The following is a 6,433-nucleotide window of genomic DNA, read 5'->3' as shown; positions in this document are numbered from 1 at the left end:
ACTTCCCCTTCCGCTGCGGGACTTTCACCCGCGAGATACACGCCGCTTATCTTGGCGCACAAAGAATGGCTAAGAATTAATCAATACACCAATATTATTGACTAGAACCCGCCTCCTGGGACTTGCAGTCCTCCTCTTCAGGAGGCTTTTTGATGCAATCTGACATGGAAGGGCTGGGCTTTTCCCTGGCCGATCAATTCGAGGCGAGTGCTGACTTCAGAAGTTCACGCGGAAAAAGATATTCCCTCTCTAAGGCACTCTTTTTACCCGACCTCAGCGACAATGGCGAAACCTTTGCCGCTTTCGCCTGCACGAGCAGCTTTCACCGAGGCATTGAAAGCCTGGAGTTTTGTTTGAAACGTTGTGTTAAAATATTCAGGCAGTAGTCATGAGCGTCCTTTAAAACGAAGATATAGAAACAGCATGGTTAACCATTTAAAACTATTCGCTATCGTATCCGCTTGCCTTCTTACGTCGACCAGTAGCGCTGCGGTAAATCTCACATTTGGTGTGGGGATGACTTCCAAAAACCCTTTGTGGCCGAAGCTCCACCTCTATGCTCAAAAGATTTCAGAGCAGGCAGGAAGCGATGTCACGATTAAGCTAATCGAAGTGCCCTTCTTACGCATCGAGTCTCTGGTTGCCAAGGGTGAACTGGATGGAGATTTCGGAAGAGAGGAGGAATCGTACGCGAGCAGCAAAGACTCAATAGTGAGGGTGGAGGAAAAAATCGCTGACCTTGAATTTGTGCTGGTGTCGTATTCGAATGGATACCAAAACGGGCGCCAGGCGAGAAACTCCCGGGTTGCAGCCCAGATCGGTTCTCACACCCACGTGCGTATTTGCAAGGAATGGGCTATGAATTGCACCTATACCAATCAGAGTGCCAATCGCATGGAAATGCTGCGAACGAATCGTGTGGACAGTATACTCGTTGCCTTAATGGAAGCGCTCGAAATTGCCAAAACAGAAACAAAACGTGAAGTTTATCTTAGCGATTCACTACACAAAGCCCCCCTCTATATTTTTATGGCAAAAAAACATGAAGGGCTTGCTCATCGACTGGCAAAGGCGATCCGTAAAGTAAAAAGCGACGGGACATTCAGCAGAATTTTTGGGCAGGAACCTTGACCAGGGCCCCGGGAAGAATGCCTGGAATTTCAGCAGACCCTTGATTATTAAGGCTTTCACGAAAGTCGTAATTCCGAAATTTCCCAATAATTTGGCAGCTTATTTTATAGTCATTCTTTCGGGGGCCCTGTCGCAAAGCCGGGATTTCCATGCATGAAAGCCGGATTCGGACACGCCAAAAATCTTGCAAAGCTTCCTGATCGAGAATTCGGCCTTCTCCGCGTCGACGAAGGCGAATCTTACATCTGCTGTTTCGCGAAGAAGACCGTGGCCTTTCGCAGGATTTCACGCTCCATGCGAAGCTCTTTAATCTCACGACGAAGAGCGGCCAACTCCTGCTTCTCGGCGGCGGTTGTCAATGCATCTGAAGTCCCTATCCCCGCATCCACAGCAGCTTGCTTGATCCAGTTACGGAGATTGCCTTCGCTGATGCCAAGGTCTTTGGCCACGTTACTGATGGATTGACCTGGGCTTTGGGCGAGTCTGACTGCTTCTGATTTGAACTCGGGGGAAAACTTGCGGCGTTTACCTGCGGATTTAGCTGACTTGTCTGGCTTCAATTCTAGACTCCCTAGTCTTATGGCTACATCTTAACAAATGACTCCACGGAATCCGGGTAACTTCAATGGGATTGAACATCCGGGATAGATCCTCAATCGATTTGTCGCACTTAAGGTGAATTCGCCAGCTTCGTACTGAGCATCCGTTTAGGGTAAATTACGCAATCAACACCCATTTCATTCGCCTCATTCCAGTAAGGTTAAGATAGTTCACAATCCTGGCGCAACTCTGTAAAAAGGTCTTAGCAAAGGGCTTAATGCTTTTTCTAATGTTCTTCAGGTCCGATACGCGGGGAAAATCAGGGCCCCGGAAAGAATGCCTGGAAATTCAGCAGCACCTCGATTATTAAAGCTTTCACGGAAGCGGTAACTCTGAAATTTCCCAATGAATTTAACGGTCAGGTTACTTTATAATCATTCTTTCCGGGGCCCTGGGGGAAAATGGTTCTGTTGCGTCTCCAGACAATGAACGAGAGAAGGTCCGACTCGGCGAGTCATCACGCTGCAATGGAACAAAAGATTTAAGCAGAGGTGTGTCTCTCTGCTTCAAAAGCGAGCCAAGAAAGCGAATTGCTCTGATGCAGAGCAACGAGAGTGAGTCTTGCGTGCGCGATTTGAACTTGACTGAAACCTTCAACATGGCTGTCCGTGGCCTGTCAGTGAAACACCTTTGATTATTAAAACATTTTTGCATGGAAAAGACTGATGTTAAAACAATGTGCCTTGCTATTATTTTCAAGCCTCGCATTCGTTAATTCGGCTGGGGCGGATGAAATCAATTCTCGTCCGACCAGCGGTGTGACGGTCTACCTCTGTTTGATTGATACCTTAGGTGCTCCTTCGGAGAATTTGAGCTTGGACGTCGTAAGATACCGATCGAGTACAAACCCCAACCTTGGTCTTTTCAGTACGATTATTCGAAGAGTGGAGTATAGGGATCCAGCGGCACCAGAATATCCTCTAACTCGGATTCTCTCCTATGCTCCCCGGGCCCAGGTCAAGCTTGAGGAAGACGCTGAAACCCTGACTATAAAGCATCCAGATTACTTTATGCAGTTGGATCTCACGCAACCAACCTTAGGCGGCGGTTTCAATGGAAAACCGTCTTATCCGGCTAAAGTCACTGGCGCACTAGCTGGCGGCGAAGCTTATACTCTTGCGGATCGAAACGCTACCTGCCTGTCGTTCTAGTCACAGGCTTTGCCTTGCTATAGGCGGGAGCTTATCCATGGCCTGACGAGTCATAAGGATGCCGATGCTGCGATACTGCTCCAGGCCACCGGACCATTTAAAATAAAGTGTTCCATGTAAGAGACGTCACTTTTAACGACGATCGCAAGCAGGGTAAGGTCGGCTCTATTCCCCATCTCATGATCACTCTGCGTAACGTGATCATGAGCCTCTTCAGGAAAAAAGTCCGGTTTCAGATCGCAAAAACCATCCGCTCCTTCGAGCGCCAGATCATCATGCTCAACGTCCGCTGGTATCTTTCCGGCTTTGTTGCGTTTGCAGAAGCTGAGCGATATAGAGTTCTTGTTTCTTTGCGGCCATGGCCAAAATCCATAATTTTCACTTTTGAATATGACTCATCCTTTATGTCAAGCATCTCCAATCTATCGATAAGCTTCTTGCGATTGCCTTTCATTACAAAGACATAGTCGGCCTGTCTACTGACGAGATATTCTGCAAAGTCTTTAGTGCCATGAAGTGCGTCGGCAGTCACTATCTTGCCACGAATATTAACCATGAAATGCTTCTTGCATGCCGTCGCCAATTCCATGGACCATGGCTTCATTCGCCCCGCTGGACGGAATGAGAAAGTCAGGCCGGCTCTGATCCGGATCGAGGCTCTGCCGCGTGGTTCTGGGGTTGAACTCAAAGTCACCGACAACGGAGCCGGCATCAACTGGTCTGTGCTCAGGAAAAAGGCCGCGGAGAATGGCTTTGTTCCAGGGCCCGGACAGACCCTCACTGATGTCCTTTTTCTCGTGGAGAGTTTATAGGCGAGATACCAGCGGATGGACGTCAGGATAACGGACTTTTGGAAATGCCGTCCTTTGAAGCTTAGTGCCATAACCACTCCCCCGGTATGGTGAACTGGCGAATATGACGAGTCCCGGGTCAAAATACCAGAGATTTTTTGCAACAGAGCCGGCCGGCTCATGCTGGCTTAAGCGGCCCTCAGGCAAAAGCTGGCGCCTGATGAAACTTATATCAAGGTCAAAGGCCAGTGGAAATACCTCTACCGGCAGTGGGATAAGGAAGAGCGGAGCCAACGCCGCCGGCATTCAGGCCCATAATGATGACGAAGGCACCGATATCGAATTCGTCAGAACAAATATATAAATAAACTTATCGAGCGGGACCATAAGCCCATCAGACAGCGATGCAGGGCCACGCTGGGTTTCAAGAGGTTTCGAACTGCAAGGATCACAATTGGTGGCTTTGAGTCGATGAGGATCATTCGAAAACGGCAGCTCAAAGCAGAGGGATACACCTCTGCTGAGGTCTTCTATTCCATGGCGGCCTCATTGCTCGCGAATCCAGATATTTCCTCGCTCAGAGTTTGCAAATGCAACAAAGCCCAACAGAACCCGATCTGAACCATCAGTTTAGAAATCGGTCCAAATCGCGATAATTCCGTTCACTCTGTGAATCAGATCATCGACATTACGACCAGTCATCGCTATTTCTGCAATGCTGCAACAAGTCTGGGCAAGTGTTACCCAATCGAATACCTTGAGACGGAAGAGCTTTTCAGAATAGAAAAGTTCATGCCACACGCAGCTTATGGACAGTGCCACATCAATGGACCGGCCATGCAGGTATTCCTCGTTTGGCATCAACATATGATCCATCGCATCTTCAAGACTCGGGCACTTTGAAAGGCGAAAGCGGACATTGTCTAAAATCTTCTGATCATAGTCGTAAGCAATTTCATCATCTGGCAAAGCAAATACACTTCCTTTTGAGCCGTAAGAATCCCAAACAAGATTACAGGTGTCCTGATACCAATATTCAAGAACCGCAAGTCGTGCCAAGTCAAATCCCTTTATCAGGTCCTCTCCATCCCCAATCGGATAGGCAGGGGGTCTGAATTTTGTCAAAACGCTCAAGCTAAACTCCTTTGAATCAGTTTGTTATTTTGCGTGGTTTAAATGACAATAAAGCAAGGTCTGTTGTCCTGATCAGCGCGATCACCCGACCGAGTCAGGACCTAAATATTGAGACTTTCGGCGGGCCTGAACTGATCCTTACTTTTTGTACAACTCAAGCCACCAAACGCACACCCGATATTATTGAGGTGGGCAGAACAGTGTCCGGGATCGAATGTAGCCATAGCCTGTGTGTCCTGGTATACAAAAAACCGCTTCGCTTTCACAAAGAGTTTGCCACCGAGTTCAGCCTGATTAATCAAGGTGCTTTTGCCACCGGGTAGTACCTGACGTTTTGCCAATTGCGCGACGAGACGACTGTTCTCGGAAGGGCCAAAATTTATGAATTCATAACCGAATCGATCGGTTTTCAGCTCAAATTTCACCTCCAACAACTTCGATATGCAGCTCATAAACGTGCGCTGAATGCTAATTGTTGTTCATTTTCTAATGCGAAGCTGCCGGTTTACGATTTCATTGTCGTCGCCATAAATCTCAGTGCCTGTTGAAAAAACTGCGGGGCAAGGTTTTCAAATGCTTTAGATCATTGAAATTGCACACAAAAATAGAACCCGGTTTGAATCCCTCAATAGCAATAATCTCTTGACGAGGGAACCGGGCTCTATGGATAGAACACCTTATCACAGCGATGTAACCGACGCCGAATGGAAAATTCTGGAAATGCTAATGCCGAAGGCAATGGAAAAAGGCAGACCGAGAAAATACGAATGGCGGGAAATAATGAATGGAATTTTTTACGTCGTCCGTTCAGGGTGTCAGTGGCGACAAATGCCTCACGACCTTCCAAGGTGGTGTACTGTCTATTATTATTTCCGTCGGTGGATGGGCAATGGAATATGGGAAAAAATTAACGACGAACTTCGCGAAATGGTGCGCGAAGATGTCGGAAAAAATCGAGATGCAAGTGCAGCTATCATTGATTCCCAATCCGTAAAAACGACTGAATCTGGGGGGATTCGTGGCTATGACGCTGGCAAGAAAGTAAATGGCCGAAAACGTCATATTATTGTTGATACGCTCGGCCTTGTTATAAAAGCAGTTGCCCACAGCGCCGAAGTCCAGGACCGAAATGGAGCCATGAAAACGATCGAGGCTGCTCAGAAAAAGTTGACTTCTGTAAATTGATGCGGGCTGATGGTGGGCATTCCGGTCAGCCTATCGAGTGGGTTGAAAACGGATTCGATTTTGTATTGGAAATCGTCAAACGCTCCGATGATGAAAAAGGATTCAAAGATCTGCCTATGAGATGGATTGTCGAGCGGACATTTGGACGGCTTGGAAGGAATCCACGCATGAGCAAGGATTATGAACGGCATCCCAGGACCAGTGAATCCCTTGTGTACCTGGGAATGATCTCATGCTGCGTCGATTGGTGTGAAAAAGGCGTCACACAATTTTTTCAACAAGCTCTCAGATGTGAAAGCGTTGATAATCAAGGGTCTGCTGAAATTTCAGGCATTCTTTGTGCGCCAAGATAAGCGGCGTGTATCTCGCGGGTGAAAGTCCCGCAGCGGAAGGGGAAGTCAGCCCCACCGCGTAACGAGTCTTGAGTCCCTGGAGGTAACG

At 47.8% G+C, this 6,433-nt stretch carries 7 protein-coding genes and 4 pseudogenes; 6 read left to right on the top strand and 5 right to left on the bottom strand.

All coding sequences use genetic code 11. The features are described 5' to 3' along the window. Positions 1-272 precede the first annotated feature (272 nt). Positions 273-359: pseudogene (locus tag VE954_RS43980) on the bottom strand (methyl-accepting chemotaxis protein); the annotation flags it as partial. A gap of 157 nt (positions 360-516) precedes the next feature. Here VE954_RS43980 and VE954_RS38150 point away from each other — a divergent pair. Next, positions 517-1,131: a transporter substrate-binding domain-containing protein gene (locus VE954_RS38150; protein ID WP_324963064.1), complete on the top strand. Its 615-nt coding sequence runs from the start codon at positions 517-519 to the stop codon at positions 1,129-1,131. Between the two features lie 239 nt (positions 1,132-1,370). On the opposite strand, the gene VE954_RS38145 is transcribed toward VE954_RS38150, so the two are convergent. Further along, a complete protein-coding gene (locus VE954_RS38145) occupies positions 1,371-1,691 on the bottom strand; it encodes a transposase (protein ID WP_324963062.1) in 321 nt (106 codons plus the stop codon). A gap of 705 nt (positions 1,692-2,396) precedes the next feature. Here VE954_RS38145 and VE954_RS38140 point away from each other — a divergent pair. Beyond that, entirely contained in the window at positions 2,397-2,882 is a 486-nt protein-coding gene (locus VE954_RS38140) for a hypothetical protein (protein WP_324963060.1), read from the top strand. Between the two features lie 232 nt (positions 2,883-3,114). On the opposite strand, the gene VE954_RS38135 is transcribed toward VE954_RS38140, so the two are convergent. Continuing rightward, entirely contained in the window at positions 3,115-3,438 is a 324-nt protein-coding gene (locus VE954_RS38135; RefSeq protein WP_324963058.1) for a hypothetical protein, read from the bottom strand. On the opposite strand from VE954_RS38135, the gene VE954_RS38130 reads away from it, so the two are divergent. Beyond that, the gene (locus VE954_RS38130; RefSeq protein WP_324963056.1) at positions 3,437-3,694 is read left to right on the top strand and encodes a hypothetical protein; all 258 of its coding nucleotides are present in this window, start codon (positions 3,437-3,439) and stop codon (positions 3,692-3,694) included. The genes VE954_RS38135 and VE954_RS38130 overlap by 2 nt on opposite strands. Here VE954_RS38130 and VE954_RS43975 read toward each other — a convergent pair. Continuing rightward, positions 3,676-3,765 (bottom strand): annotated as a pseudogene (locus tag VE954_RS43975) (IS6 family transposase); the annotation flags it as partial. The gene VE954_RS38130 and the pseudogene VE954_RS43975 sit on opposite strands and share 19 nt — an antisense overlap. A gap of 98 nt (positions 3,766-3,863) precedes the next feature. On the opposite strand from VE954_RS43975, the pseudogene VE954_RS44600 reads away from it, so the two are divergent. Then, positions 3,864-4,174: pseudogene (locus tag VE954_RS44600) on the top strand (DDE-type integrase/transposase/recombinase); the annotation flags it as partial. A 129-nt stretch (positions 4,175-4,303) separates the two neighbouring features. Here the strand turns inward: VE954_RS44600 and VE954_RS38120 are convergent. Continuing rightward, positions 4,304-4,807, bottom strand: coding sequence for a hypothetical protein (locus tag VE954_RS38120; RefSeq protein ID WP_324963054.1), 504 nt, complete (start codon positions 4,805-4,807; stop codon positions 4,304-4,306). A gap of 11 nt (positions 4,808-4,818) precedes the next feature. Here VE954_RS38120 and VE954_RS38115 point away from each other — a divergent pair, with 11 nt between their 5' ends. Both VE954_RS38115 and VE954_RS38110 read left to right on the top strand, forming a co-directional pair. After that, positions 4,819-5,130, top strand: a complete 312-nt coding sequence (locus VE954_RS38115; RefSeq protein WP_324963051.1) for a hypothetical protein — start codon at positions 4,819-4,821, stop codon at positions 5,128-5,130. A gap of 340 nt (positions 5,131-5,470) precedes the next feature. Further along, positions 5,471-6,222, top strand: a pseudogene (locus tag VE954_RS38110) (IS5 family transposase); the annotation flags it as partial. Positions 6,223-6,433 lie beyond the last annotated feature (211 nt).

The organism is Oligoflexus sp. (genome assembly GCF_035638955.1).
Lineage (GTDB): Bacteria > Bdellovibrionota_B > Oligoflexia > Oligoflexales > Oligoflexaceae > Oligoflexus.
Note: the sequence above shows the minus strand (reverse complement) of the source record. Positions and strands in the feature narration are given on the sequence as shown.

Excerpts from the sequence above, each read along its gene's own strand:
- VE954_RS38140 (WP_324963060.1), top strand. The coding sequence starts at position 2,397 with ATGTTAAAACAATGTGCCTTGCTATTATTTTCAAGCCTCGCATTCGTT.
- VE954_RS38130 (WP_324963056.1), top strand. The coding sequence starts at position 3,437 with ATGAAATGCTTCTTGCATGCCGTCGCCAATTCCATGGACCATGGCTTC.
- VE954_RS38150 (WP_324963064.1), top strand. The coding sequence starts at position 517 with ATGACTTCCAAAAACCCTTTGTGGCCGAAGCTCCACCTCTATGCTCAA.
- VE954_RS38135 (WP_324963058.1), bottom strand. The coding sequence starts at position 3,438 with ATGGTTAATATTCGTGGCAAGATAGTGACTGCCGACGCACTTCATGGC.